Consider the following 26600-nt stretch of genomic DNA (forward strand, 5'->3'; position numbering starts at 1 on the left):
CGTGACAGGTCCCCTATCTAATTCGAAATATCAAACGATTTCATATGTAGTATGACTGAGATCCAGATCATTTTTTTGATTTTGTGTGCGGACTTGTCATGAGGAACACGTGAAATCCGCTTCTATTTATGCTGGGTGTCACTATAATTCACTGTATGCCAAAATCCCCTTGTTCACAAGGAGATGTTCTCTACGCTGATTGATTCACCAGCAGAGATGGCTCTTGTGAACAAGGGGGGCTGTTTGTCTAACAAATCTATTCTTAACCCTCAGTTCCCGGACACGGGATGAATACCCCAGATATCTGTCGCATACTCACTAATGGTACGATCACTGGAGAATATGCCGGAGTGTGCCGTGTTTAATATCGCTTTCCGAGTCCAGCCCGGAATATCCCGATACGCCTGGTCAATCGCTGCATGCGCGTCTGCATAAGCAGCAAAATCACGCAATACAAAGTATTCATCACCATGGGCCAGCAAGGAGTCATAAATATCCCAGAACTCCCCGTCACGATAACAGAATGCACCTGGATGCACCAGTTGCTCTACGACCTCGCGAATGCGTTCATCGTGCTGCACAATCTCATTCGGACGATAGCTGCCGGAACGATAATATTCGAGTACTTCGTCTGCACGCAGACCATAGATGAACATATTTTCTTCTCCGACCTGCTCCGCCATCTCCACGTTGGCTCCATCCATCGTGCCAATCGTTAAAGCACCGTTCATCATAAATTTCATGTTGCCCGTACCGGAAGCTTCCTTACCTGCGGTTGAGATCTGTTCACTAACATCCGCAGCGGGAATGATCTTCTCTGCGAGAGAGACGGAATAATTTTCGAGGAAAAACACCTTCAAGCGGTCATTCACGGCCGCATCCCGATTCACTGTGTCAGCCACGTTGTTGATCAGCTTAATGATTTTCTTGGCAAAATAATAACTCGGCGCAGCCTTCGCGCCAAAGATGAACGTACGTGGCACCATATCAAACGAAGCATCATTCTTAAGCCGGTTATACAGATGCATAACATGCAGAATGTTCAACAACTGCCGTTTGTACCCATGCAGTCTCTTCACCTGTACATCAAAAATGGAATCCGGATTCACTGCTGTCCCGGTATGATCCAGAATATACGCAGCAAGCCGCTCTTTGTTATCCCGCTTAATTGAACGGAACTGCTCCTGGAATGATGTATTATCCGCAAAACCAGCCAACTGGTCCAGCTTGCCCGGCTCCGTTATCCATTCGTTACCGATTGTATCCGTAATCAGATCCGACAGTTTCGGATTAGCATGCATCAGCCAGCGGCGATGGGTAATGCCGTTCGTTTTATTATTGAAACGCTCTGGATACAGTGCATAGAACGGAGCCATCTCGCGCTCCTTCAAAATCTCGGTGTGCAAAGCAGCAACACCATTTACGCTATGACTGCCTACAATCGCCAGATGCGCCATCCGTACCTGATCGTTTGCAACAATCGCCAGATGCCCTATACGATCCTGATCTCCCGGATACCGGTCCAGCAGCATGCCACAGAAACGTTTGTTGATCTCTTCAATGATCATGTAGATTCGTGGCAGCAGCCTGCTGATCATGGATACAGGCCACTTCTCAAGCGCCTCACTAAGCGTTGTATGATTGGTATACGATACGGTTCGAGTCGTGATATTCCATGCTTCATCCCAGCCATAACCCTTCACATCAATCAGAATGCGCATCAGTTCCGGAATAACCAAGGTTGGATGCGTGTCATTGATGTGGAAAGCCACTTTATCCGGCAAACGATCATATGGTAGCTCCAGCTTATTGAATGTACGCAACGCACTTTGCACACCTGCTGAACACATGAAGTATTGCTGCTTCAATCGCAGCAGCTTTCCTTCATACTGGGAGTCATCCGGATACAGGAATTCCGAGATGGATTCCACCGAACGACTATAATCCAGATAGCCGTAGTAGTTCGAAGGGGTATCGAGTGAAGTCTCCCGCTTCGGCTCGGCGCTCCATAACCGCAATGTATTCACATGGGTTTGACCATACCCGATGACAGGAACGTCATAGGGAATGGCTACCACAGATTCGGCATCTTTTGTAACAAACTGATAATGTCCGTCCTGTTCGTGAGCTTCTACACGGCCCCAGAACTGCACTTCCACCTTTTTGTCTGGACGGCGAACTTCCCATTCATTCCCTTTATCCAGCCAATTGTCGGGTAACTCCACCTGATTGCCATTGATGATTTTTTGTTCAAACAGCCCATATTTGTACCGTATACCGCAGCCATGTCCTGCATATCCAAGTGAAGCAAGTGAATCCAGGAAACAGGCAGCGAGTCGTCCCAGACCTCCGTTACCGAGTCCTGCATCCGCCTCCTGTTCTTCTACCTCTTCCAAAGAGAAGCCCAGCTCAGCCAAACTGTCACGGACCAATTCCAATTCATTCACATTCAGCAGATTATTGCCGAGCAGACGTCCAATCAGGAATTCCAGCGAGAAGTAATAGACCTGTTTATCCTGACGCTGCTTGAACCCCTGATTCGACGCTGCCCAGTCCTGGCCAACATATTCACGAATCATGCTTCCCAATACGTGGTAGACGTCTTCCTGTGTTGCTTCTTCAATCGGTTTGCCCAATTTGCTGACCAGATTTCGTGTAAAGATACTCTTGAACGTTTCCTTGTTGTCAAACAAAAGTAGGTTCCTCCCGGGGAAATCCTGCAGGATGATGGCGATTCATACACTCAACATTTTGGTTTGAGCATGCGCCCGTTACGGTTACGAATCGTTCTTTTGATCGCTGTTATCCCTGTATTTTCTTGAATTTATTATTTAGATGTGGAAATACAGGGATAAAGGCGACCGCTACGCTTCTTCAGAATCGATTACGTCCCCTTCACTACGTTTGCACGTATGAAGGAGCTCTAGCAGTGGCACCCAATGCTTCGATTGTGTACGAACCTTAAATCCATCCTACAGGATTTTTATTTTATATATATTTATAGAAGATATCGGTTACGTGTGGGGATTAGATAATAGTACTTTTCGCTAAAATGTATGGATTCGACGGGTCGCCGATCAGTGTCTGTCCTCCGGTCAGCTTCACGTCTTTATCGAGAATGACGTTCTCAAGGACCGTCCCCTCACCAATGTAACATTTCTGCATGATGATGGAACCTTTTATTTTGGCACCCTTGGCCACCTGTACACCACGGAACAGAATACTGTCCTCAACCTCTCCACCAACAATGCAGCCATTGGCAAGGAGGGAATGTTTGACATCGGCGGTATCGAGGTATTTGGCAGGGGCTTCATATTTAATTTTTGTCTGAACGGGATCTTCCTTGAACAGTTGTTCATATTGCCCTGTGTTCAGCAGATCCATACTGTTGCGATAATAACTGTCAATGGAATTGATGACGGCGTGATAGCCATCATATGCATACGCAGCGATATTCAATCCATCCGGATTTTTTTGAATCACATCCCGGAAGAAATGGCTCTCGCCATGATCGATGCAGCGTTGCACCTGGCGCAAGAACAATTCTTTTTCCATGATGAAAATTTCTGTATATATATTCGGGTGATTAACGCTTTGGTGAATGTCCACCACGTTACCGTCCCCGTCATGGTCAACTTTGACACAGGCGTCATGCTCTGGCAGCAGTTGATCTACTTTTTTGCAGACCAGTGTAACGTCCGCTCCTTTACTGATGTGATACCTGTAGACATCCTGGAGGTCTGCTTTGGTCACATGACGACTGCCCGCATGCACAACATATTGTCCTGCACCTCTGTGGAAAAAGTCCAAATTGTTATGGAAATGCTGCAAGTCCCCCTGTGATGTATCTGTTGGATCATTCCAGTCTGGTGGCAAAATGAACATCCCCCCATGCTTGCGATCCAAATCCCAAGGTTTACCATCACCAAGATGGTCCATCAACGAACGATATTTTCTTCGTACAAATACACCTATACTCTCAATACCTGCATTCATCATATTGGATAAAACAAAATCGATCAGACGGTAACGCCCGGCATAAGGCACTGCGGCTCCGCAGCGAAAATATGTCAATTCCTTCAATTCTTCAAGTTCATGGTCAAGGTTAATAACTCCAATCAATTGTTTCATCGCATGCACCGTCCTTTGACTTCAATTAGGCCTTGCTGGTTATTCCTTGGCGAAGCTGACGTTCCAGTTCTTCCTGATCCACGAGCAATATATCACTCTCATCTCCCGATGCAGGCGAAATCTGTGTTCCATCAGGAATAACCAATCCTTCTGCGATAATAGCTCGATAAATACGTACATTTTGCCCGATTTTCACTCTTGGCATGATGACCGAATCGATGACAGCACTGTTCTCGCCAACTTCAATTCCGTAGAACAGAACGGAATGATTCACCTCACCATGCACCACACTTCCCTCACTAATAATGCAATTTCGCACCTTGGCCGATGGCGAGATGTATTGAGCAGGTTGGTTCGGATTACGTGTAAATATACGCCAGTCCGGATCATTCAGATTAAACGGTGTATCTTCGTCCAACAGGTCCATATTGGATTCCCACAGACTACGAATAGTACCTACGTCTTTCCAATAACCTTCGAATGGATATGCATATAATGATTTTTCATTTTCAAGCAACAAAGGAATAATATCTTTACCAAAATCATAGGAGGTGGATGCCTGTTGTTCATCCTGGATCAGGAAACGTTTCAGTACATCCCACTTGAAGAGATAGATACCCATGGAAGCAAGTGTGCTCTTGGGCTCGGGAGGTTTTTCTTCGAATTCATAGATGCTATAGTCATCGTTGGTGTTCAGCACCCCGAACCGGCTGGCTTCTTCTAATGAGACATCAATGACCGATATGGTGCAATCCGCATCTTTTTCTTTATGATATTGGAGCATTTTTTCGTAATCCATCTTATAGATATGATCCCCTGACAGAATGAGCACATGCTCAGGATCGAATTGTTCAATAAAGTTCAGGTTGCGGAAAATCGCATCCGCTGTGCCACGGTACCAGTTGCTTCCGTCTTCACGTTCATGCGGAGGAAGTACATATACCCCGCCGTTTTTCCGATCCAGATCCCAGTCACTGCCAATGCCAATATAGGAATGTAAGACAAGTGGTTCATATTGAGTTAATACACCCACTGTATCAATACCAGAATTAGAGCAGTTACTCAGCGGAAAATCAATGATTCGGTACGTGCCGCCAAAATATACAGCCGGCTTAGCCAGTGATTTCGTTAATCCTTTTAACCTCTTCCCTTGCCCTCCGGCAAGTAGCATCGCTACAACTTCTTTTTTCGCCATCATTACAGCCTCCTCCATGTGCATTCGTTCTGATTCATTTCAGAGCCCATAATCAATATTCTGTTGTGTGGACACTGTTGTCTTGATTAGGAGCATGCTGTACAGATGTGTAACTGGATGAATCTTGTTGCAGTTGAACTTCTTGGATTGTAAAACCTGAAATAAAGATGGTGCTGGTGTAGAATCGCCTTGACTGTCTTACAGAGGTGAATGTTGGATGCATTACTTAAGGTGTAGCTCGTGAACAATGTAATAGACTACTCCTACTTAACATTAAACACGAAACGGACTGGGGAATCTTACTGGAAAACATCGACATCAAGTTAAGGCTCAAATCACCTTTCCTCGTGCCCCTGTTATTTATATTGTATTCGATAAAAGGGAATCAAAATCCTTTAGTTTTTGTGTAATCATTAAGTGGAAAAATAAGTAAAAAGAAGGAGTTCACATGACAAAAAAGCCGACTTTTGATCCCGGCTCATTTTGTCTGAAACAATCTATATTATTTTGCGGAACAGCTCCATCACTTCATCCTTGGACGGTTGATAGGGATTGCCTGGTGCACAGGCATCTTTCATCGCGTTATCGGCAAGCAGTTCCACATCGGGATCTTTTACACCCAGTTCAGACAGTTTCTCAGGAATCCCGACTTCCTTCGATAGCTGACGTATCGCCTCAATGACGTAATCCGAACACTCCTCATCACTTCTACCCTTCACATCCATCCCGATTGCTTTGGCAATATGACGGAATTTGCCGGGTACATGCTTGGCGTTCAACTCCTCCACATAGGGGAGTAACATGGCGTTGCACACACCGTGCGGCAGATCATACACGCCACCCAGTTGATGCGCCATCGCATGGACATAACCCAGGCCCGCATTATTAAAAGCAATCCCGCCAAGGAAACACGCATACGTCATATGTTCCCGCGCTTCCAGATCGCTGCCGTCTCTCACGGCTCTCGGCAAATATTCAAAGATCAGTTCAACAGCTGCTGCAGCTGTCGCACTTGTCACTGTAAATCCACCCGGTGTAACCATCGCTTCTACGGCATGTGTCAACGCATCCATTCCTGTGGCCGCTGTGAGACTTGCAGGTTTGCTGAGCATCAGCTCCGGATCATTAACCGACAGGGAGACCAGACTGTTGCGATCCACCATCACCATCTTCACTTTACGTTCCTCATCTGTAATCACGTAGTTTATTGTCACCTCGCTCGATGTGCCAGCCGTTGTGTTAACAGCCACAAGTGGCACGGACTTATGTTTCGATTGATGAAATCCTTCATATTCGCGGATATGCCCACCGTTCGTAGCTACAATGCCAATGCCTTTGGCAGCATCCTGAGGTGAACCTCCGCCTATCGATATAATGGCGTCACAGCCATGATTCTGGAATACTCGAAGTCCCTCATGTACATTCTGACACGTTGGATTGGGCTGAACCTCATCATATACTACATAGTCTAACCCTGATTCTCTTAATATAGACAGAACCTGTTCAGCAACACCTGAAGTAATCAATTGACGATCACTTACGACAAGCGCTTTGCGAATACCCATCTGTTCAATCATCTGACCTGCTTCTTGTAAACAGCCTCTACCCATCAAGTTCACGGGCGGAACATAATATGCATGTGTTGCCATTTGAACCAGCCTCCTGTAACCCCTGATTTACTATCTCCATTGTAACTGAATCCGTTTTCAGATATAGTGAAATAAATCACAATGAGTCCGATAAATGTTACACTTGAGGTTGATTTTTCCCCGTAATGAAAAAGACGACTCAGACACCCGAAGGTCTCCAAGCCGTCTTACTTATCTATCTTGAAGCTTTATCTACTACTTATACCTTACCGAAGGTACTTTCACTAAAAGCATCCTTACAAAGACTTACAGCGCCTTATCGTTCACGCCGTCAAGCCATGCCTCAATATCGCCAATTACGGAGGATACACAACCATCCTCGAATGGAGAGTTCAATCCAGCCAGTTCAACCAATCCGGTGAAGGACAGGCTTCCTCCCGCTTTGCACAATGTCAGATAGTCGGCCCATGCGGACTCCATGTCTTCATTGCTGCGTTTCCAGAACTGGAATGCACAGATTTGTGCTAACGTATAGTCAATGTAATAGAATGGCGATGAGAAAATGTGACCCTGCTTATGCCAGAAACCACCCTGCTCCAGATACGCATTATCTTTGTAATTGATGTGTGGCAGATAGGTCTTCTCAATGTTGCGCCATGCCTGCTTGCGCTCCGTTGGAGTTGCATCCGGGTTCGCATACACAAAATGCTGGAATTCATCCACAGCTACACCATACGGAATAAACAACAGACCGGAAGACAGGTGATCAAACTTGTACTTGTCCGTATCTTCCTTGAAGAACAACTGCATCCATGGCCAGGTGAAGAACTCCATGCTCATGGAATGAATCTCAGCCGATTCATATGTCGGCCAGTTGTATTCAGGCACTGCAAAATTACGGCTCTCATACACTTGGAAAGCATGACCTGCTTCATGCGTCAATACATCAATATCACCGGAGGTACCGTTGAAGTTGGAGAAGATAAACGGCACTTTGTAATCGTTCAGGAATGTACAATATCCGCCGCCCTGTTTACCTTTTTTGCTTACCAGATCCATAAGCTCATTGTCAGTCATCATCTGGAAAAATGCATCCGTCTCTGGTGATAATTCAGCGTACATTTTTTTACCATTGTCAATAATCCAGTCCGCGTCACCCTTCGGAGTAGGGTTACCCGTCTTGAAGCTGAAGCCCTGATCGAAATAATACAGCGTATCCACATCAATCCGATTACGCTGGCGCTCTCTGAGCTTGGTCGCCACAGGTACAATGTAATCACGAACTTGTGCGCGGAAGTTAGCTACCATCTCTGCATTGTAATCCGTGCGGTTCATGCGATCATAGCCGAGTTCGACATAGCTTGGATAGCCCAGTTTCTTCGCGATTTGTGTACGTACTTTGACCAGTTCGTCGTAAATACGATCAAATTCAGCCTCGTGCTCAGCCATGAACGTGTATCTGGCTTCCGAAGCACGCTCCCGCATGGAGCGATCCGTGGAGAGTTCAAATGGATGAAGCTGTGGCAATGTGCGCTCTTCACCTTCAAACGGAATTTTGGCCGATGCGATCAACTGATTGTATTCTGTGGAAAGTTTGTTCTCCTTCTGGAGTTCTTCGATAATTTCCGGGCTGAATGTTTTCAATGAAAGATCCGCCAGCTGGAACAGCTGTGAACCCCATTTTTGTTCCAACTCGTTGCGGAATTTCGAGTTAACCAGTGCGCGGTAAAAATCCGTAATATATTCCTGCACAATTGGTGCGTTCTCATCCAGAAATTCGTTCTCCGCCTTGTAAAACTCATCATTGGTATCAATGGAATGACGGATGTAGACCAATTGGGCTTGCGTCTCAAAATCACTGCGCAGTGCGTTAATCTGATCCATGAACCCACTCTGTTCTTCAACCGTTGCCGCAGCTTCAAAACCGCTCAACAGCTCACGGAAAGATGTCTTGATGTGTTCCAGATTCGGACGTGTATACGTATACTCACTAAATTTCATTTATGTACACCCTTTCCTGTTTGGCAGAATCTCGGGAGTATCCCGAGTTAAACTACCCCCTATTATACAAAAGAGCAGCTAAAAAATCCCATAATTACGAAAAATATTTGTCCATCGGTCAAATTGTACAACATGAATGGTTACATATATTACGTGCTAATGTAAGGTCAGTGCCTCAAAAATTTTCCCCACACAAATAAGCCCGCCTCGCGTTAGCGAAGCCAGCTTATAGGTTGTCTCTCTTCTTTTCACATTTAAACAATACTAGCTTTGGTCTTTATCCATAATCTGATAGAACCAGCCCATTCCGACCATGCCCACGACCATAATAACGGCCATAATAATGATATATGTCATGAATGTAACCTCCCTGCTTCCGTATATTCATCACACTACTACTAGTGTACACGGTGAAGCGCCGTTTGAATTGACCGAACATTGACAAAAATACGAAATCTTTAATTTTAATAAATGGATTATTTCCCCGATCATACTAAATCATACGTACCTCACTACACGGTTCAAAGTTTCATCCGCCATGCTTACGGTGTATACTATACTTCTATGAAATGGAATTTGGATTTTTAAGCAGAAAGGTTGAAAGACATGTCAACTCGCATCCCGTTACGTCAGCTAATGCTTACTGTTCTCCTAGTCCTTATGTTATCCGTTTTATCCGCCTGTGCTGATGGAGAAGCCCATCTAACGGTAAATATGGATGGATCAACGGATCTGGATCTCAATCTCAACGTAAAGAGCTCCGCTCTTGGAAAGATTGGACAAGATAATCTCATGCCTCTGATCGCAGATGCATTGAATCGAAATAACTTCCAGGCAGCGGTTTCGGAACAGGGAGATCAGAAGCAACTCACAGCGACCACCCATTATGAAAAAAGCAATACAACCAGCTTTGATACGTCCAAGTTACCACAAGGGATCAAGGTTGAACAATCAACTTCACCCGGCTTCTTCACTTCCAAGATGCACATTACAGCAGAAGCCGACCTCATGGAGTCCATGCCAGATGGTGAGATCAAAAATCAGATTAACAAGGTGCCTAGCTTTCTTAAAAACCTCTTGTTAAAAGATGTTAACTTTGACTTCAAGTTATCTTTGCCCATCAAAGCAACCGATTCCAATGCGGATCAGGTGGAGGATGGCGGGAAAACGCTCATTTGGCACGTTTCACCACTCCAGATGAATAAACTGGATCTGACTGTACAGGTTCCCAATATTAGGAACATCATCATCATTGCAGTCATTGGTCTATTATTCATCGTTGCTCTGCTCATTTGGTTTTTGGTTCGTCGCAGACGGGTCAGACAAGGACATAGTGCAAGATCACATCGCGGAAAAAATTAATTCCTTCACACCAAATTTATTTGTGACTTGCCAAACGGTGTTATGGATAGTAGAATACATCCGTACTGTGTGAACGGTTAATTTTTTATTCAGCAAAGCTAAAGAGGTGACAGGTTTCATGAATATCCGCGAATGCCCACTACCTGGTATCGGAGTTAAGTACCAGTTTGATACAAAGGGCGGCCATCAGTTAGTCATTATTGTGCATGAAGACGGACGCCGTGAATTATTCTCCGTTGATCCACAAGACAACGAAGAACTCACTCTGATTGCAGATTTGGAAGATGACGAATGCGTAACCCTCTCCGGTTTAATCGGAGGCTGGTCGTAAATGACAGAATAACCTGTACCTTGAATATCAAGGCTCAGGTTATTTTTCTGTTACGTTACCCTTTGAGAGCGGATATATGGAACCCATGTATTCAGTACGCGGCTAATCTCCGTGGAATGAAACGGTTTGCTGATAAAGTCCTGCATCCCACTTTTCAGACACTGCTCACGGTCACCGGCGCCTGCAAAAGCTGTAATCGCTGCAATAACCGGTATTTCCGGGTGGCTCTGTCTGATGTGACAGGTCGCTTCAATCCCATCCATAACTGGCATTTGAATATCCATAAACACCAGGTCATATTGAACCTTGTTCAATGAATCGACGGCCTGTGCACCATTCTCAACGATATCACATACTCCGCCAAACTTGCGCAGCATCTCCTCCAACAGATGACTGTTGACCGTTTGATCCTCAGCTATCAAAATTTTGATGTCATGAGCAAGACTAGCTCGATCCAATTGCAGTTCACCATTCGTAGTGATTTCGACCGGGGCGCTACTTTCCTCTAACCAGCGTTCAACTACGAGGGTGAACTGGAATTCTGCCCCCTCACCGATCTCACTTTGTACGCCAATCGCTCCGCCCATTAACTCCACCAGTTTTTTGCTGATCGCAAGCCCCAGACCTGTCCCGCCAAACTTGCGATTGATGGCCGGATCAAGCTGTGAGAAGGATTGGAACAACTGATGCTGCTTTTCTATTGGAATGCCAATCCCCGTATCTCTCACCTTAAAGGTCAACATCAGGTTATCCTGACCATAATCATCTGAGTAATCAGCACCTACGCTCACCATAATATGGCCCTGCTCTGTGAATTTAACAGCATTACCTACCAGATTAATCAAAATCTGCCGGATTCGTGTCTCATCCCCTCGAATGCGCTCAGGAATGTGATCCGACACTTCACAATAGAGTTCAATATTTTTCTCTGATGCCTTCAGTGCAAACAGCTCGATCACCCCACCCAGCATCGCCTTAATATCTACAGGTGCGCGCTCCAGATCCATTTTGCCTGCTTCAATTTTACTGAAATCCAAGATTTCGTTCAAAATATACAAAAGGGATTCGCCGCTATCAATCATGATTTCCACAAAACCTTTCTGTTCATCATCCAGCTCGGTTTCCATTAACAGATGGGCCATGCCCATGATACCGTTCAATGGCGTACGAAGCTCATGACTCATGATGGCGAGAAACTCGGACTTGGCTCGGTCTGCATGCTCTGCTGCTTCCTTGGCACGTATGATGTCCTTAACAGATGTCATATCACGGAAAACCAAAACTGCTCCGCGGGTTCTACCCTGATCCATAATCGGCTTTAATTGGAACTCCGCGAGGAAACTGGACCCATCCGGTCTCCAGAATATGGATTCGGTACGCGGCAGACCTCGCCCCTCACGAACAGCCTGTAGAATAGGTGTATCCTTGGATGGGTAGGGGATGCCTTCGCTCTGCATTTGGATCATCACCTGCTCTAGTGCTTTGCCATTCATTTCACTTGGACAGAAGTTCATAATCTCCGCAGCGGCCGGATTGGCAAAGTTCAGATTCCCTTCCAGGTCCAGTCCAATAACCCCCTCAGACATGCCATTCAGAATCAATGCCCGCTCATAACTAAGATTCTCGATTTCTTCAACGTAACGTTTGGACTCTGTAATGTCACTGGTAATTCCGTAGACCCCAACAACTTTGTCCTCAAGTATAATAGGAACATTAATCACATTTGTTTCAATTCGCTGCCCATTTTTGTGAATTAAGCCTATCTCGTAGCTCTGTGCATTGCCCTTCACCGTTTCATCAAAATGATATCGAGTCTTCTCCAGATCCGCAGGATCAATGAGATGATCAAAAGGCCGACCGAGCAGCTCCTCCTTGGTGTGTCCAGTCAATTGCTCCTGACCCATATTGGCTTTCAGCAGATTGCCTTCCAGATCAAGAGAAGCCACACCTAAAGGATTACAATCAAATAATGATCTGTACTCCTGCAGGCTCAACTGTTGCTGCTGACTGGCTGAGATATCACGAGTTACGGCAACCATCTCCATCAGGTTACCTGCATCATCATATACATAATGGGTAATGGTATCTGCCCACACCGTAGACCCATTCTTATGTTGAAGACGATAACTGATTCGTTCAGGAGCCAGTCCCTGCATCTGCTTTTTCACATAGGCTTCAACCAAAGGCACATCCTCCGGATAGATAACGAATGTTCCTGGCTTACCTACAACTTCTTCCAACTCATAGCCCAACATGCTCTTACATGCATTTGATACATATTTAAATGTACGACTAGAATCGGCATCATGTATTGCAATCAGGTCTAGTGAAGACTCCGCCAGCAGACGAGAGATGCGACTGCTCTCTTCCAATTGCTTATGTTGCAAGATGAGGATTTCCTCTGCATCTTTTTGTTTCGTAATATCAGCAGCTTGTACGAGCAGATACAAGGGTTCACCATTTGTTTCATCCCTCACGATGCAAGCTCTAATGGTTGCCCATAATAACGAACCGTCCTTTCGTTTCAGACGAACCTCCGTCTCGTACATCGGACTTGTTTCATGAGTCATTTCCCAGAACTTGCTGCGGAATTCCTCCATATGCAGATCTTCTTCGTAGATCGTATGTATGACCGAAGTATCGATCAGTTCATCTTCACTGTATGCAAGCATCTCGCAAAATGCAGGATTAAGCTGCAACCACCGTCCATTCACATGCGATGCGACAGCAATGCCGATTGGTGCGTGCGTATACAATTGTTCGAACAGAGATCGGCTCTCTGTAATGGATTTCGACATTACATGTCCTCCTTTATAAGAATCTGAATGTATTCCGTATGAATAGATCGACTTGAACATAACTTCATCTATAGAGTACTACCCCAAATGCCATGATTGATAAACGAGATCGGACAAAATTCCTGCATGAATCGACATTTTTAATTTTGGATGCTGACAACTTTCATTGTGTACATACCAATTCGAACACATCACGTCATATACTACACAATACCCGTGCTCTCCCGATTATACAATATTGAATATTCGAATAGGAACGGAGGTTATAGTTCATGATCATTGTTGCTAATCAACCCGCCCAGCTGAATCGCTCGGAATGGTCTGATTTTGAATGGTATTGGTTACAGCAAATCCAGAATCGTCCTACAAGGTATGTGTACCAATCCATGGATCATCTTCGTTTTGAGTGGGACTTACGAGGCTCTCTCGTGGATGCAGCGGAAGGATTGGATCGAAGCGGTGTGAGTTTTGCATCCTTTGAAAAATCCAGATGTAATCCTGCCTACTGGAATCGTAATGCGGAAGGTGGGTTTGAGCTAAGATCAAACGTGACCCCCGCCGATGGCATCCGGGATATCTGGAGGAATGGACACTTATATGCCTTTGAATGTGCAACCGCTACCGTTATTGTGCTGTACGGTGGCGTGCTGGGAAGCATTCGTGAAGACGCCTTTAATACCCTGTTTCGAAATCTGTTACTCTTTGACTGGCATTATGACAGTGACCTGCGATTAACCGAAAAAAACGGTAGCGAAACTGCCCTGCCAGGGGATGTGCTGTATTTCAAAAATCCGGATGTTTCTCCGGAAACCCCCGAGTGGCAGGGAGAGAATACGTTCATGCTGCGCGAGAACTGGTATTATGGTCATGGCATTGGTATTGCAAGCGGCGAAGAGATTATACGTACCCTGAATCAGTTTCGGGTTCCAGGTAGCCGGGTCTCCGCCTACTTAATGGATATGGTGATCTATCCGGACTTCTTTTATTTATCCCGATTCGCCAAAAACAGCCAGAATAATATTGCCGCTGGCTCTACGCCTGTATTACCCGGACAGTTATATGTACGACTTGGTGGCAGCCGTTATTTACGCAGCTGAACTACTGAAACGGAAACGGATTTTGCATTAAATTGCGTACAATACCTCAATCCAAGTGGTGACAAACAAGCCCAATACAGCAGCAGTTAACCTGCCACCTCATTGGGCTTTCTTTACATCCAAAAGATCATTATTGTATCGACATTTGCCTACCTTTGCGCTACATCAAGGATTGCTCCTGGCAGTTTACGCATTCGGGTCCAGTTGCACAACAACCTGTTTACCACTTACCTGAACACCCGTTGTTTTGCTACCGAATTCAGCCAGCGATTTACTCAGTTGCTCTGCCCATTCCTTGCCTGCAACTCCTTCTTTGGCTCCGTGCACCTGGATGACGAGTTTTACCGAATCACCCTTCTTCAGAATGCGCTCCGCTTGAGATTGCTTCGTATCCCGGTCATGATCCTCCATCGCAAGGTTCAAGCGAATTTCCTTTACTTTACGTTTATCGGGGGATTTACTCGCTTTTTTCTTCGCCTGCTGCGCTTCCGCTTTGGCCACTCCAGCTCCAATCAGCTTGCATGGTGGTGGACTCGTCATCAAGGACAAGCACACCAGATCTACTTTATGCTGCTTCGCAAGTAGAAGTGCTTCCTGCGTGGACATTACACCCAGATCTTCACCATTCAATCCGGTGAGCTGCACTTCGGCCGCTTTGATCTTTTCATTTTTGATCATGAGTCTTCCTCCTCTACATCAAAAGCCTGTCCTGACCAATTACGGATCAGAGCAGGCTAGGATGGTGTTGCTACTATTTGCAATACATATCAGCGTACGAATACGCCAATCGGTTTGATTTACAGCGTGTTGAATGCTTCCGTCAGAACCGGTACAATTTGTGATTTGCGTGATACTACGCCTTTCAAGAGCGCTCTGCTATCAGACAGCGTCACATTGTAGGCTTTCTCCACAGCTTTAGTGGATGTACCATATGCCAGAGCTACGGAATCGTTGTTCAGAATGTCTGTTACGACAAATACAAACAGGTCGAGACCTTTGCTCGAAATGATTGCATCAATAGCTGCTTCAAGCTCAGGTTGCTTCACGAGAACATCATTCACGTCAACGGCATTAACCTGTGCAATTTCCACTTTGGATTGACCCATTACGAATTCTTTTGCATCCAGGGAAATCAGTTCAGCAATGGTTTTTTGGCTCAGATCCGCGCCGGCTTTCAGCATGTCCAGACCATAGCTGTCTGCATCTACACCAGCAATGGCAGCCAGTTCACGCGCAGCGGCTACGTCCTGCTCTGTGCAAGTCGGGGATTTGAATAACAGGGAATCGGAGATAATAGCAGACAGCATCAGGCCAGCAATCGGTGCACTTACTTCGATGCCATTTTCTTTGTACATTTTATTCAAAATGGTTGCTGTACAACCTACAGGCTCGGCACGGAAATACAGAGGTCCGCTTGTCTCAAAGTTAGCAATACGGTGATGGTCGATAACTTCAACGACAGTCACTTCCTCAATATCGCTTACACTTTGCTGACGCTCGTTGTGGTCAACCAGAATAACCTTATTTACTTCATTTGCAGCTGTTTTAATAAGGCGCGGTGCTGCAATTTTGAATTGATCCAGTGCAAACTGGGTTTCACCATTGACTTCGCCGAGACGAACAGCTTCAACGTCCTGACCCAATTTTGTTTTCAGATCCGCATAGGCGATTGCCGAACAGATCGTATCCGTGTCGGGATTTTTGTGACCGAAGATTAACGCTTTTTCCATATTCATAGCCCTCCGTCAATTCTGATTTATATAAGTTTAACCAAAGAATGTTTACACTTGCCACTCCGATGACAGAATAACCTTCCGATCGCTGTTATCCCCAGATTTTTTCTGTCCTCTCCGTTCTCGTGTAAAAAGTTTAGTTGAACTTATATAGAAAATATATGTCATATTTTAATCATACCCTACTGATTATAGCGCTTATAAGGCTTAATTCCAATCCCTTTACAGCGAATTAATTGTAAATCATTCTCAGGTCAGTGATTTTGAAAAAATATCCGCTCTGTATTCCTACTTTACAGAGGTTTTGGCCACATTCGCAATCAGGTGTTTCTCCAGTTTCTCCCCTTCACACAAGGCCTGTACCAGCGCTCTGCCTGAATCCGGTGTCATTTGGCCATACCAGTCGCCCTGTGGATACACAATCGTTACGCATGCATCGTCACACCGACCATTACATTTGGTACGTGTTGTATGGATGAATCCTCCCGCCTGCTGCTTAACAATCTCGTCCCGTACCGCCTGAGTTACTTCTTCCCCATCGTTACGCATGCATGTTCCACCATTACAGAGTAAAATGTGATGTTGCAGTTGATCCAGATTATAAATAGCCAAACTTGGTTCATTCCCCTCAAGTCGATATGATATGTATCGTATTTATTCCATCGTACAACCTTATAAATTAGCATATGAAACCCTGATACGCAACGAAAAAATTAAATCTCAGGCTCTTCCGCGCTCTGCCTTTGCCGTACAAAAAAGGTCTGCAGACTGCCGTCTTCGCTAATCTCCAGCAGGTTCAATTGTGCTCCGTAAGCACAACCACCATCAATGCCAATTTTGTCTCCGCTCGGGTCAAACCAAATGCCTGTCTCATCATGCAAATGCTTCACAGGGGTGTGTCCAAATACGACCGTCTCTCTAATCGTGGTTGGTCTGGAATAGAATGATTCACGAATCCAAATGAAGTCCCGCTCGGACTGGCTTCTCCAATCCTCGATATCCGGATTGAGCCCGGCATGCAAAAAAATATAACCTGGTATTTCGTACACCAGCGGAAGCTGTTCCAGAAAACAAAGATGGTGTTCATAGTGTGTACGTATCCACTGTTTGGCTTCAGCATAAGCTTCCCAATCTATCTGTTGCTCATCATAAGTAAGCTCCCGATCCAGATAACTTGCCATCGTCTGTAATCCGCCATTACGGATCCAGTGTTGATCATATTGCTCAACATCCTGGGTTAATGCCTTGACCATCATGGCATCGTGATTGCCTTTGATCACCATAATATGGTGCTGTTGCTGAAGCTGCATAATCTGTTCGATGACCTGTTTGCTGCTTGGACCTCGATCCACATAATCACCGAGTAAAATCAATTCGTCCTGCTGCGGATTATAATCTGCAAGCTTAAGCAGTGCATTAAATTCATCGTAACAGCCATGAATATCACTAATGACACATCTGCGCATGTGAATATCTCCTCTCCCTGATCACGCAAGAGTATAACCGGAACCTTGCAAGAGCAAGATTCCGGTCTGTTCAGAGTAGTTATTCCCGCTTGCTCACCATTAGTCCTGCTTGAGTCCAAAGGCTTCGGCAATCAAGCCAAATGAGCGCAGACGTGCTTCAAACGAATGGACCGCTGACGCAATAATGACTTCATCTGCTTCATGGCGTTCAGCCATTGCGGTAATTTTATCTCTCACCTGATCCGGTGTTCCCACAATGGAAAAGGAACGACGTTGACGAATCTGTTCCATCTCCATCGCTGTGTATGGATAGTTGTTCACCGTCTCCAGAGATGGGAATGAACTTTGTTCAAGACCTCGTCCAAGGCGCAAGAAGAAAAGTTCATTGCTACGCGCAAGTTCAGCGGCTTCTTCCTCTGTCTCCGCGCAGAATGCCGAAACAGCAATCATTGAATGTGGTTTGTCATTCAGGATGGACGGCTTGAAATGTCTGCGGTAATGTTTCATCGCTTCTTCGCCGCCTGGTGTTCCGAAGAATTGGGCAAACGCATACGATGTTCCTTGCGCTGCAGCAATTCTTGCACCTTCGGAGCTGGAACCCAGCAACCACACTTCTGGTACCGTTGGAACCGATGGTCCGGCTACCAGAGATGCGAACCGATGATCCTCGGGCAACTGCTCGTGGAAGTATCCGCCCAGATCCGCAATCTGCTGCGGGAAGAATTGTACATTCGATGACTTGCCTTCATTCAGAGCTCTGCTCGCAATCGGCATGCCGCCTGGTGCTCTGCCAATCCCAAGGTCAATCCGCCCCGGATGCAAAGCTTCCAGCAGACGGAAATTCTCTGCAACCTTGTAGGCACTATAATGAGGTAACATAACGCCACCGGAACCTACGCGAATTCGATCCGTATGTGCAGCTACATGTGCAATCATAACTTCAGGACTGGAGAAAGACAGCGCACCACTACCGTGATGCTCCGACATCCAAAAACGGGAGTACCCCAATTGATCCGCATGTTGTGCGAGTTTCACCGTTTCCTGTAACGTATCCTGTACAGTTCGTCCTTCATTGATATGTCCATGTTCGAGTACACTCAGTTTCATATATATTCAATCCTCTCGTCTGTTAGGTTCATAAGTGCTGTGAATACGAGTTCTGCGTATATTACGCGCTCTTGCTCACTTCGTTCTTGCTCATTCCATTGTAACATTAATTATTACAGTTTCAAACTTTAGTTATCCTCTTTATTACCACACTTGTGCAAGAAACATGCAAAAAAACGCCACCAGCTTTTGAACTGGTGACGTTTTAACTAACCTATTGCAGAGAAATTGATTTATGGCGCACGTTTCGGTAACAACTTCACATACTCGTCAGACAGTTTCATCAGGCTGAGCACATGCTCATAGTCGGCACGATACGGTTCCAAATCCGTTACCGGCTCGTATGTCTTCAGCGAATAGGCTGTTCCATCGTCAAAGCCCGCACCCGGGATAAACATGATCTCATCGTTGACAAATGAACCCGTCGGCAAGTAATACCGGATACCGAAGGCATTATGATCCATGTTGAGCAGATCATGTCCGAAGGCAGTGAACTGTTCATCTTGAAGGGAAACGCCCATCAGATTCATAAGCGTTGGCAACATATCCAGCTGACCGCCAGGCTGCTCAATCACTTGCCCTTTGGTCTGCTTCGGCGTGTGGATCATTAACGGGATGTTGAATCGACTTACTTTACCGTCATAAGGGACGCCCAGATTGGCCTGAATCTGCTGTGTAATCTCTTCGTCAGCAGGCAGACCAAAGTGGTCTCCGTAGAGCACTAAAGTAGTGTTATCCCATAATCCATTCGCCTTCAACTCATTAATGAGTTGACCGATGGCATAGTCCGTATAGTTGATCGCTTGCAGATAATCGTAAAGCAGTTTGTTCGTGATGGTCGCTGGAATCGTGATCCGTGCACGATCAGGGGGAACCGTAAACGGCGAGTGGCTCGATGCCGTAATGAACTGAGCATAGAACGGCTGATTCGCAGCCTGATGCGCAGTCATTTTTTCCACACCTACACGGTACAACTCTTCATCCGATGGTCCAAAGTCATTGAATCTGTCATTCTTGAAGCTGGGCTTGTCGAAGTAACGTGTGAATCCGAGTGCCGGATACATTTTGTTCCGGTTCCAGAAAGTAACGTCATTCCCATGGAACGTCTCTGACTCATATCCCTTTTCCGCCAGTACCTTGGGTAGACTTGGAAGATCACGATCACTATACCCGGCTGACATGGGAACAACTCCGGTTGGGTAGATAGACGTGTTCGACATAAACTCAGCGTCTGATGTGTTTCCCTGTCCGATCTGTTGGAAAAAATGAGAGAAATAATAGCTTTCTTTGGCCAGATCATTCAGTACCGGTGTTAACTCCTGACCGTCTAATGAAGCATTAATCGGAAAATTCTGAAAGGACTCCAGTTGCAGTACAATCAGATTGCTGCCTTTGGCCTGACCAAAATATTTGGCTTTGACAGTTGTACCGTCACTTGGTTTATCCTGATACGGATACTGGCTAACCAGCTCATTGATCTTGGCAATCGTTTCGTTAATGTTGCCATTCGCAATAGCCTTATTTTCTTTGCTCGTCAGAATGGCAGACGAAACCTGATAGTTCAGGAAACCGAGATTCTCGGCTCGCACCAACTCATTATCAATCGTTTCACCTTTGACAATAAAGCTGCCAGACAGCACGATGCAAAATGCAGCCGTAAGCGCAACGCCGAGTTTGCCCCAGTAACGTCTCCGGATTCTGCCAAACGTCAACCCGCTATCGCGGTAACTGCTGTGGTTACGCCCGCCAGCACGTCTGCGCATAATCAGCCATATCGGCAACGCCAGTATAATGTCTACGAAAAACAGAAAGTGCGTCGGTCGGACCAGAGGTCCGATACTGCCTCGTACTTGGGCAACTTGCCCCAGCTCACTGAGCACGGTATAGGTAGGTACCGAACTGAAATGAACGTTATACAGCGTAGCCGCGAACAGCACCAGAGAAAACAGCACATTGAATCCTCCATATACTGCTCGCTTCCAGCCTTTGGGCACGATCAGATCCAGCAGGCATATCAGAGTTAGTGCGCCTAATGCGTCAGTTAACAGCCCGAAACCGGATAGACCCTGGAAAAAGAAATACCGCAGCAGTGACAACTTCAACAGCATCAGGATGAATAACACGGCGAATAAGGTCCGTGATGAAGTCCGTTCTTTTTTGGAATTATACATGGTCGCTTTCAACCCTTACCCTGAAATTTTACGTTTATTTTACAAAACGCATATTTCAGTATAACAGTTTTCTGGTTGCTATTCCATGGAAGTTCCGTGTAGGACGGGGTGAGCGTTACGCAATTGTAGATATATCCGTGTTCTGCGTGTCCGCTCCCTCTCTCTGTTCCTTAATGACTGCTTGTGCAGCAGCAATTCGTGCATAAGGGATCTGTTCAGGCAAACAGCTTACGTAATCCAGTCCAATGCGGTGGCAGAACGTAATGGACTCCAGATCAACCACATTCTCTCCACAGATCCCTGTCTTCAGATGAGGTTTTCGAATTCGACCTTGAACTACAGCCATCTCCACCAGTTGTCCGACTCCCTCAATGTCCAGCACATGAAATGGATTATTCGTTACCGTACGAGAGTCCGTATCACGCTGAAGGAGAAGGAGCCGCTTCTCAGCTTCATGGCGACTATATCCAAATGTCATCTCTGTCAGCTCATCCGTGCCAAACGAGAAAAAGTCAGCCTGGCGAGCAATATGAGTCGCCGTCAGCGCCGCTCTCGGAGCTTCGATCATCGCCCCCACTCTATAGAGACAATGCCGTTTCTCCTCACCAAGCACTTGGTCAGCCACATGATCCACCAGATCTCTCATCACCTGAAGTTCATGCACATGACCGATCTGAGGGATCATAATCTCGGGACGTACCCACCAGCCTTGCCGGATGCCTTTCACTGCTGCGCGGAAAATCGCTTCCAGCTGCATATCAACGATCTCCGGGAACACCGAACTCAGACGACAAGCCTTTTGCCCCAATGTCGGATTATGTTCATGCAATTCACAGACTCTGCGAATTATACGCTCTAGTTCCTCCAGTTCAATCTGATGGTCTTTTTGCTCCTGCCACTCCTCTGCTTGTAACCACTCACGTCGTTTCTCCAACACGCCCAGATCCGGTAACAGTTCATGCAACGGCAAATCGAGCAAACAGATCGTTACCGGGTATCCATCCATCGCTTCGAATATCTGTTCAAAATCTGACTGCTGCATCGGCAACAGACGCTCCAACCCACGCCTGCGTTCGGATTCACTGTCAGCCAGAATCATTTTTTGTACAAAAGGTAACCGTGCAGGTGATAACAGCATGTTCTCCGTCCTGCACAGACCTATTCCCTCAGCCCCCAGTAGCCGTGCTGTCAGGGCATCCTGTGGTCGATCAGCATTGGCCAGTACCTTCAGCTCTTTCACTTCATCAGCCCAATCGAGCAGTAGTTGCAGATCTGCTGATAAAAGTGGACTTGAGTTGTTATAAGCTGGACATACATCACCAGTTACTGGCTGAATCTTTATGGGCATATGTCCAGTGTTCGCTTCGCTGATAGAACTAGGATTTGTGTAAAGCTTCTGCACTTCCGTGATATGCTCAGGTTGGATGCGAAGAAGTGCATCCTCCTTGGTGATGAGTCCTTCATGGACAAAATCCACAGTACTCCTCAGGGTGGCTGTGGAGGATAATCGTGCGGGCTGGGTCTGCACAACATACAACGCGCCGGCAACAATCACAAAGGTGATTTCCTGCACTTCTCCCTTATGCGTCTCCAACTGGCTACCTATCTCCAGCAAACTTGTGTACAGCTCAGGTTCGTCATTCCGTAAACGCTCCAGACCATGATCTGTTTGGCTCGTGTTCCCGGTTGGGACGTATTGTCCAGTGATTCCCCTTTCTCCTGTAAGTTGACTTCGCGTGTACATTGTTCCGGTCCCGCTTGATTCTCCACATTTCCCATGCATCATCGTCTGTATAAGAACAGGAGCACTTTGCTCCGAAGAGATGTAATATGGTTTACGCACGATCTCGTCCTGAGATCTGGATGCTTTAACCCGCTGTGAATGATATACCGCACGTACTGCTTCTTTGAATTGAATTTGAACATCCTCTGGAAAAGGGTTACGCCCCTTCGCTTCAATTAAATATTTAAATTCCGTAATGGTTAATTCAAGTTCCGTTTCATCCCAACCCTTGAACTGACTCAATATTTCTGTAAAAAATTCAGAAGGAATTGCATATACCAACTGTCCATATTCCTTTAAGTAATCTAGATAACATTGGAGTGCATACAACCGATCACCAGTTTGACGTGCGAGTCCTTCCACAGTAACATCATTCAGACCAACATTTAACAGTGATTGTGTCGCAGTTGCTGAGGCTCGATCCTGGTCCGTACGTACCGCGAGTAGTAGCGGATTCTCCGAATGTCCGAAGAACTTCCCGGTTTGCTGTTCCAGATGCCGGATCGCGTTAATAATCTCTTCCTCTCCTTCACCGGAAAGATGTCCAAGACGGGTACAGAACTCGCGACAGCATTCCGTTGTGATCACAAATCCGGCCGGGACAGACCACCCTGCATGGATTAGCTCTGCAAGATCAGCCCCTTTACTGCCCATTAGCCTTTTCATCTCTGCCGTACCTTCTTCCAACAGAATTACCCGTTTTGTCATTACAGCTCTCCCATCCGCCATTCATGGCTAGCTTGAAGACTTCAATCCCTGCGTTACAGATCAGCCTTCACTCTAATGGTATGTCACAATCGTTCAGTCAAGGACATTTGCTTTTGCATTTTGTGCTCGTTATCCATTTTTTTTGTAAACGATACACTAAAATAAGATGAAACCAGCCTTTCGAGCAGTTACATTGGCTCATTCATCGTAGTGAAGCAAAAAGAAGCCCCTTCAACTAAGCTGAAGGAACTTCACATTCTATTTAGTATTCACTTACCTCAAACGTCAGCACCCGATCAAACAGGGTATAATCCTTCCGACTTTGTAGTTTAACTCCCATTCATCAAGCCATAAACCGCAATACATCCTCAATCTTTTTCCCATGAGAAATCACACCGTAGTTCATCCACGACATGAAATCCACTTCATACACATTACCGCTTCTCACCGCAGGCAGGCGTTTCCATTCTTCCGTGTTGAACAGTTCACGCTCATCTCCACGTTTGACGGAATCCCCCGTGTCAAATGTAATTAACAAGTGATCGGCTTCAAGCTGACTTAACTGGTCCAATCCAATATTGATCCTCCGCTCGTGTCTTGTCCATTGCTGCACACGGGAGTGCGGAGTCAGTCCAAGATCCTGATAAATCACAGGTCCGACGTAACCCTGCTGATCCCCATAGAGCGTAATTTCAGATGCGGATATACGCAAAAAAGCCACTGTTTGTCCTTTCATATAACGTGATAACCGACTCTTAGCTTCCATTGCCTTGTCCTCATATGCGCCAATTACATCTTGAACCCGATTCACCTTCCCCAACACATCGGCTGTTGATCTCAAAATGGAGCGCCAGTCTTCTCCCAGATGATCTACGTAAAATGTAGGTGCTACCTGTTCAAAGCGGTCCAGATTCCATCGATCATATCCCTTGTCCAGCATAATAAAGTCAGGTACGTTGCCAAAATTAAATTGCGCATCCATCTGGCTCACATCAAATTCAGGTACGTCATCCAACCCCAAATATTGCTGTCTACCCCAGGAATGATGCGAACATTGCAATACGGGTTTTACGCCAAGAGCCAACACAAAGTCCTCCAGATACGGAGCAAAGACACGTACCTCTTGACGGTGATGACGGCGGTACAATCCAGGAGAAATACCAGCATATTGCTTGAATCGGCGGCCAAAATAATACTCGCTGCTGAATCCCACATTCTGTGCAATTTCATGGATGCGATCATCCGTCAGCTGCAATAGTTGTTTCGAACGCTCCAACCGAACCGTATTTACATAATCAAGCGGAAGCTTGCCTGTGATTCTTTTGAATTGCCGAGTGTAGCTGGCTCTGGTTAGACCAATATTTGCTGCGAGCTCATCCACGGTTATGGTCTGATCATAGTGGTCGCCAATATAACGAATTGAACTTTGAAGACGGGCACGGTCATCAGCTGCTTCTGTTTCGGAATTACTTTGGCGAAGTAAGGCTCGGAACCACTCCTGAAAACGTAGCTGTACCTCCCATTGCTCTAGCCAATCGCCGGAGATCTGTTGACGCAGTATTTGTTCCAAGGCTTCCAGACAGGAACTCCACGGACTGTAACTGAGTTGCATAAGAGGTAATAATGTCGTAGAATCTGGACTTTGGGAAAGTTCCTGCTGCTGCTCCGTGTTTCTTCTAGACAAAGCGTTCGAAGTCTCTTCTTTCAACTCAGCCACCATGAGTTCAAGCTTATAATACTGCAAATCATTTTCTGTCCAAGACAAACCTTCTATTTTAACGGATGTTCCAGCCGGAACAAACATAATCATTCCTTTTTCCAAATGAGATTCCTGATCTGAGCAAACTATTGCGCCCTTTCCAGACGTTACAACAAATATGGAGTGAGAGGACGACATGCTGTATAACAAACGTTTATCGATATGAGATTTATTGTCATCTACGTATTCCATATGTTGAAGCATGCATAGCCAAGGCTTAGGTATCCATTGTATTATCGTGGGGCACATGTTCATCGTCCTTAACTGAGAATTATTATCATTTAAAATAGTGTATACGAAAAAAGAAAGCTCTTCAACCCTGGCTGAAGAACTTTCTTTCATATGGGATTATACTTATGGAGTCATTTTTTCCAAGAGATCATCAATTTTCATGGAGTTTGCGGTAATCGCCCCTGATTGCCAATGTGCTCTTTCCATGATGTACAGCTGATTGTTCTTAACCGCCGGAAGCGATTGCCACAACTTGCTGTCCAGTACCTTCAAGGCTTCCTTGTTCTCGGGAGATGACCATTCTCCATTGGAAGGGAAAATAATAAGATGATCCGCATCAAGCTGTGGAATGGCCTCCTCAGACAGAATTTCCTGATATTCTTCCATCTTGTTAACCAGAGGATGAGGTGTTAGACCAAGCTCCGAATAAATAAAACCGGTAAATCGATTTTTCACACCAAACAACGCCAGGGTGTCATCGTTAACATTCAGCCGGACCACTGCGACAGTCTCGTCTCCAACCGCTTCCTGCAGCTTCGACTTGGCATCTGCAATTTTGGTCCCAAATGCCGCAGCAACTTCTTCACCCTTTTCCGGTCTACCTACAACATCGGCAATGGTTTTCAAAATTTGATTGGAATCCTGCAGTACGCTCTCAGGCAAGCGATACGTCGGTGCCACCTTGGAATACATCTCATATTTCTCTATATCCACTCCACCATCTACAATGATGAGATCCGGATCATATGCCAACAAAGCCTCAATACTCCCTGTCGTATCAAATTGCGGAACATCCAGTCCTAAATAATCCTGCACACCCCACAAAGGATGATACCACTGCACTACAGGTGTAATATCGAGCGCCTTCAGATAATCTTCCACATATATTCCAGCAATCCGCTGTGGCTGAACCGGAATCGTTACATCTCCAAATTCATCCTGTACAACCCGTGTAGCAGGCTCTGTCTCGGTTTCAGTAGTATTTTCTCCAGAAGCTGCACTTTCAGTTGCAGGAGTCTGTTCCGCATTCGTCGCGGTATTTGTACTACATCCTGAAATAACCAGACCCATGAGCAGTAATGTAATCGTCCACCCTTTGAAACCTTTAACTAAACCTACCATGTTACCCTTCACCCCT

At 45.8% G+C, this 26600-nt stretch carries 18 protein-coding genes; 3 read left to right on the forward strand and 15 right to left on the reverse strand.

Annotated features, from left to right (window positions below; translation table 11 throughout):
* Positions 1-269: 269 nt before the first annotated feature.
* The 5 genes from J7E78_RS04975 to J7E78_RS04995 form a co-directional block, all read right to left on the reverse strand.
* Positions 270-2693, reverse strand: a complete 2424-nt coding sequence (locus J7E78_RS04975; RefSeq protein WP_215075212.1) for a glycogen/starch/alpha-glucan phosphorylase — start codon at positions 2691-2693, stop codon at positions 270-272.
* Positions 2694-3027: 334 nt separating this feature from the next.
* Complete coding sequence (glgD, locus tag J7E78_RS04980; RefSeq protein ID WP_215075213.1) at positions 3028-4131, reverse strand: glucose-1-phosphate adenylyltransferase subunit GlgD; 1104 nt, start codon at positions 4129-4131, stop codon at positions 3028-3030.
* A 25-nt stretch (positions 4132-4156) separates the two neighbouring features.
* The gene (locus J7E78_RS04985; protein WP_215075549.1) at positions 4157-5326 is read right to left on the reverse strand and encodes a glucose-1-phosphate adenylyltransferase; all 1170 of its coding nucleotides are present in this window, start codon (positions 5324-5326) and stop codon (positions 4157-4159) included.
* Between the two features lie 497 nt (positions 5327-5823).
* The gene (locus J7E78_RS04990; protein ID WP_215075214.1) at positions 5824-6975 is read right to left on the reverse strand and encodes an iron-containing alcohol dehydrogenase; all 1152 of its coding nucleotides are present in this window, start codon (positions 6973-6975) and stop codon (positions 5824-5826) included.
* 246 nt (positions 6976-7221) lie between these two features.
* The gene (locus J7E78_RS04995; RefSeq protein WP_215075215.1) at positions 7222-8916 is read right to left on the reverse strand and encodes a M3 family oligoendopeptidase; all 1695 of its coding nucleotides are present in this window, start codon (positions 8914-8916) and stop codon (positions 7222-7224) included.
* A 606-nt stretch (positions 8917-9522) separates the two neighbouring features.
* On the opposite strand from J7E78_RS04995, the gene J7E78_RS05000 reads away from it, so the two are divergent.
* Both J7E78_RS05000 and J7E78_RS05005 read left to right on the forward strand, forming a co-directional pair.
* Positions 9523-10278: a hypothetical protein gene (locus J7E78_RS05000; RefSeq protein ID WP_215075216.1), complete on the forward strand. Its 756-nt coding sequence runs from the start codon at positions 9523-9525 to the stop codon at positions 10276-10278.
* Between the two features lie 118 nt (positions 10279-10396).
* On the forward strand, positions 10397-10609 hold the full coding sequence (locus tag J7E78_RS05005; protein WP_017688899.1) for a hypothetical protein: 213 nt from the start codon (positions 10397-10399) through the stop codon (positions 10607-10609).
* Positions 10610-10659: 50 nt separating this feature from the next.
* On the opposite strand, the gene J7E78_RS05010 is transcribed toward J7E78_RS05005, so the two are convergent.
* Positions 10660-13407 carry a PAS domain-containing hybrid sensor histidine kinase/response regulator gene (locus J7E78_RS05010; protein ID WP_215075217.1) on the reverse strand — a complete coding sequence of 916 codons (2748 nt, stop codon included), beginning with the start codon at positions 13405-13407 and terminating at the stop codon, positions 10660-10662.
* A 272-nt stretch (positions 13408-13679) separates the two neighbouring features.
* On the opposite strand from J7E78_RS05010, the gene J7E78_RS05015 reads away from it, so the two are divergent.
* Positions 13680-14504: a protein-glutamine gamma-glutamyltransferase gene (locus J7E78_RS05015; RefSeq protein WP_215075218.1), complete on the forward strand. Its 825-nt coding sequence runs from the start codon at positions 13680-13682 to the stop codon at positions 14502-14504.
* Positions 14505-14690: 186 nt separating this feature from the next.
* On the opposite strand, the gene infC is transcribed toward J7E78_RS05015, so the two are convergent.
* The 9 genes from infC to J7E78_RS05060 form a co-directional block, all read right to left on the reverse strand.
* On the reverse strand, positions 14691-15182 hold the full coding sequence (gene infC / locus J7E78_RS05020) for a translation initiation factor IF-3 (RefSeq protein ID WP_215075219.1): 492 nt from the start codon (positions 15180-15182) through the stop codon (positions 14691-14693).
* A 119-nt stretch (positions 15183-15301) separates the two neighbouring features.
* Positions 15302-16234 (reverse strand): manganese-dependent inorganic pyrophosphatase, encoded by a 933-nt coding sequence (locus tag J7E78_RS05025; protein ID WP_215075220.1) that lies wholly within the window; start codon positions 16232-16234, stop codon positions 15302-15304.
* A gap of 291 nt (positions 16235-16525) precedes the next feature.
* Positions 16526-16849 carry a (2Fe-2S) ferredoxin domain-containing protein gene (locus J7E78_RS05030; protein WP_215075221.1) on the reverse strand — a complete coding sequence of 108 codons (324 nt, stop codon included), beginning with the start codon at positions 16847-16849 and terminating at the stop codon, positions 16526-16528.
* 101 nt (positions 16850-16950) lie between these two features.
* The gene (locus J7E78_RS05035) at positions 16951-17703 is read right to left on the reverse strand and encodes a metallophosphoesterase family protein (protein WP_215075222.1); all 753 of its coding nucleotides are present in this window, start codon (positions 17701-17703) and stop codon (positions 16951-16953) included.
* 99 nt (positions 17704-17802) lie between these two features.
* On the reverse strand, positions 17803-18810 hold the full coding sequence (locus tag J7E78_RS05040) for an LLM class flavin-dependent oxidoreductase (RefSeq protein ID WP_215075223.1): 1008 nt from the start codon (positions 18808-18810) through the stop codon (positions 17803-17805).
* A gap of 233 nt (positions 18811-19043) precedes the next feature.
* Positions 19044-20981, reverse strand: a complete 1938-nt coding sequence (locus J7E78_RS05045) for an LTA synthase family protein (protein WP_215075224.1) — start codon at positions 20979-20981, stop codon at positions 19044-19046.
* Positions 20982-21096: 115 nt separating this feature from the next.
* Positions 21097-23472 carry a putative PEP-binding protein gene (locus J7E78_RS05050; protein ID WP_215075225.1) on the reverse strand — a complete coding sequence of 792 codons (2376 nt, stop codon included), beginning with the start codon at positions 23470-23472 and terminating at the stop codon, positions 21097-21099.
* Between the two features lie 343 nt (positions 23473-23815).
* Positions 23816-25573 carry a helix-turn-helix domain-containing protein gene (locus tag J7E78_RS05055; protein WP_311516929.1) on the reverse strand — a complete coding sequence of 586 codons (1758 nt, stop codon included), beginning with the start codon at positions 25571-25573 and terminating at the stop codon, positions 23816-23818.
* A gap of 12 nt (positions 25574-25585) precedes the next feature.
* A complete protein-coding gene (locus J7E78_RS05060) occupies positions 25586-26584 on the reverse strand; it encodes an ABC transporter substrate-binding protein (RefSeq protein ID WP_215075227.1) in 999 nt (332 codons plus the stop codon).
* Positions 26585-26600: the final 16 nt, after the last annotated feature.

Origin of the sequence: Paenibacillus polymyxa, from assembly GCF_018614975.1 — a bacterium.
GTDB lineage: Bacteria > Bacillota > Bacilli > Paenibacillales > Paenibacillaceae > Paenibacillus > Paenibacillus polymyxa_E.

Coding starts and splice junctions, on each gene's coding strand:
- infC (WP_215075219.1), bottom strand. CDS start 15,182: ATGATCAAAAATGAAAAGATCAAAGCGGCCGAAGTGCAGCTCACCGGA.
- J7E78_RS05045 (WP_215075224.1), bottom strand. CDS start 20,981: ATGTATAATTCCAAAAAAGAACGGACTTCATCACGGACCTTATTCGCC.
- J7E78_RS05025 (WP_215075220.1), bottom strand. CDS start 16,234: ATGGAAAAAGCGTTAATCTTCGGTCACAAAAATCCCGACACGGATACG.
- J7E78_RS04990 (WP_215075214.1), bottom strand. CDS start 6,975: ATGGCAACACATGCATATTATGTTCCGCCCGTGAACTTGATGGGTAGA.
- glgD (WP_215075213.1), bottom strand. CDS start 4,131: ATGAAACAATTGATTGGAGTTATTAACCTTGACCATGAACTTGAAGAA.
- J7E78_RS05005 (WP_017688899.1), top strand. CDS start 10,397: ATGAATATCCGCGAATGCCCACTACCTGGTATCGGAGTTAAGTACCAG.
- J7E78_RS04995 (WP_215075215.1), bottom strand. CDS start 8,916: ATGAAATTTAGTGAGTATACGTATACACGTCCGAATCTGGAACACATC.
- J7E78_RS05060 (WP_215075227.1), bottom strand. CDS start 26,584: ATGGTAGGTTTAGTTAAAGGTTTCAAAGGGTGGACGATTACATTACTG.
- J7E78_RS05010 (WP_215075217.1), bottom strand. CDS start 13,407: ATGTCGAAATCCATTACAGAGAGCCGATCTCTGTTCGAACAATTGTAT.
- J7E78_RS05000 (WP_215075216.1), top strand. CDS start 9,523: ATGTCAACTCGCATCCCGTTACGTCAGCTAATGCTTACTGTTCTCCTA.
- J7E78_RS05015 (WP_215075218.1), top strand. CDS start 13,680: ATGATCATTGTTGCTAATCAACCCGCCCAGCTGAATCGCTCGGAATGG.
- J7E78_RS05035 (WP_215075222.1), bottom strand. CDS start 17,703: ATGCGCAGATGTGTCATTAGTGATATTCATGGCTGTTACGATGAATTT.
- J7E78_RS05050 (WP_215075225.1), bottom strand. CDS start 23,472: ATGACAAAACGGGTAATTCTGTTGGAAGAAGGTACGGCAGAGATGAAA.
- J7E78_RS05040 (WP_215075223.1), bottom strand. CDS start 18,810: ATGAAACTGAGTGTACTCGAACATGGACATATCAATGAAGGACGAACT.
- J7E78_RS05055 (WP_311516929.1), bottom strand. CDS start 25,573: ATGAAAGAAAGTTCTTCAGCCAGGGTTGAAGAGCTTTCTTTTTTCGTA.
- J7E78_RS04985 (WP_215075549.1), bottom strand. CDS start 5,326: ATGGCGAAAAAAGAAGTTGTAGCGATGCTACTTGCCGGAGGGCAAGGG.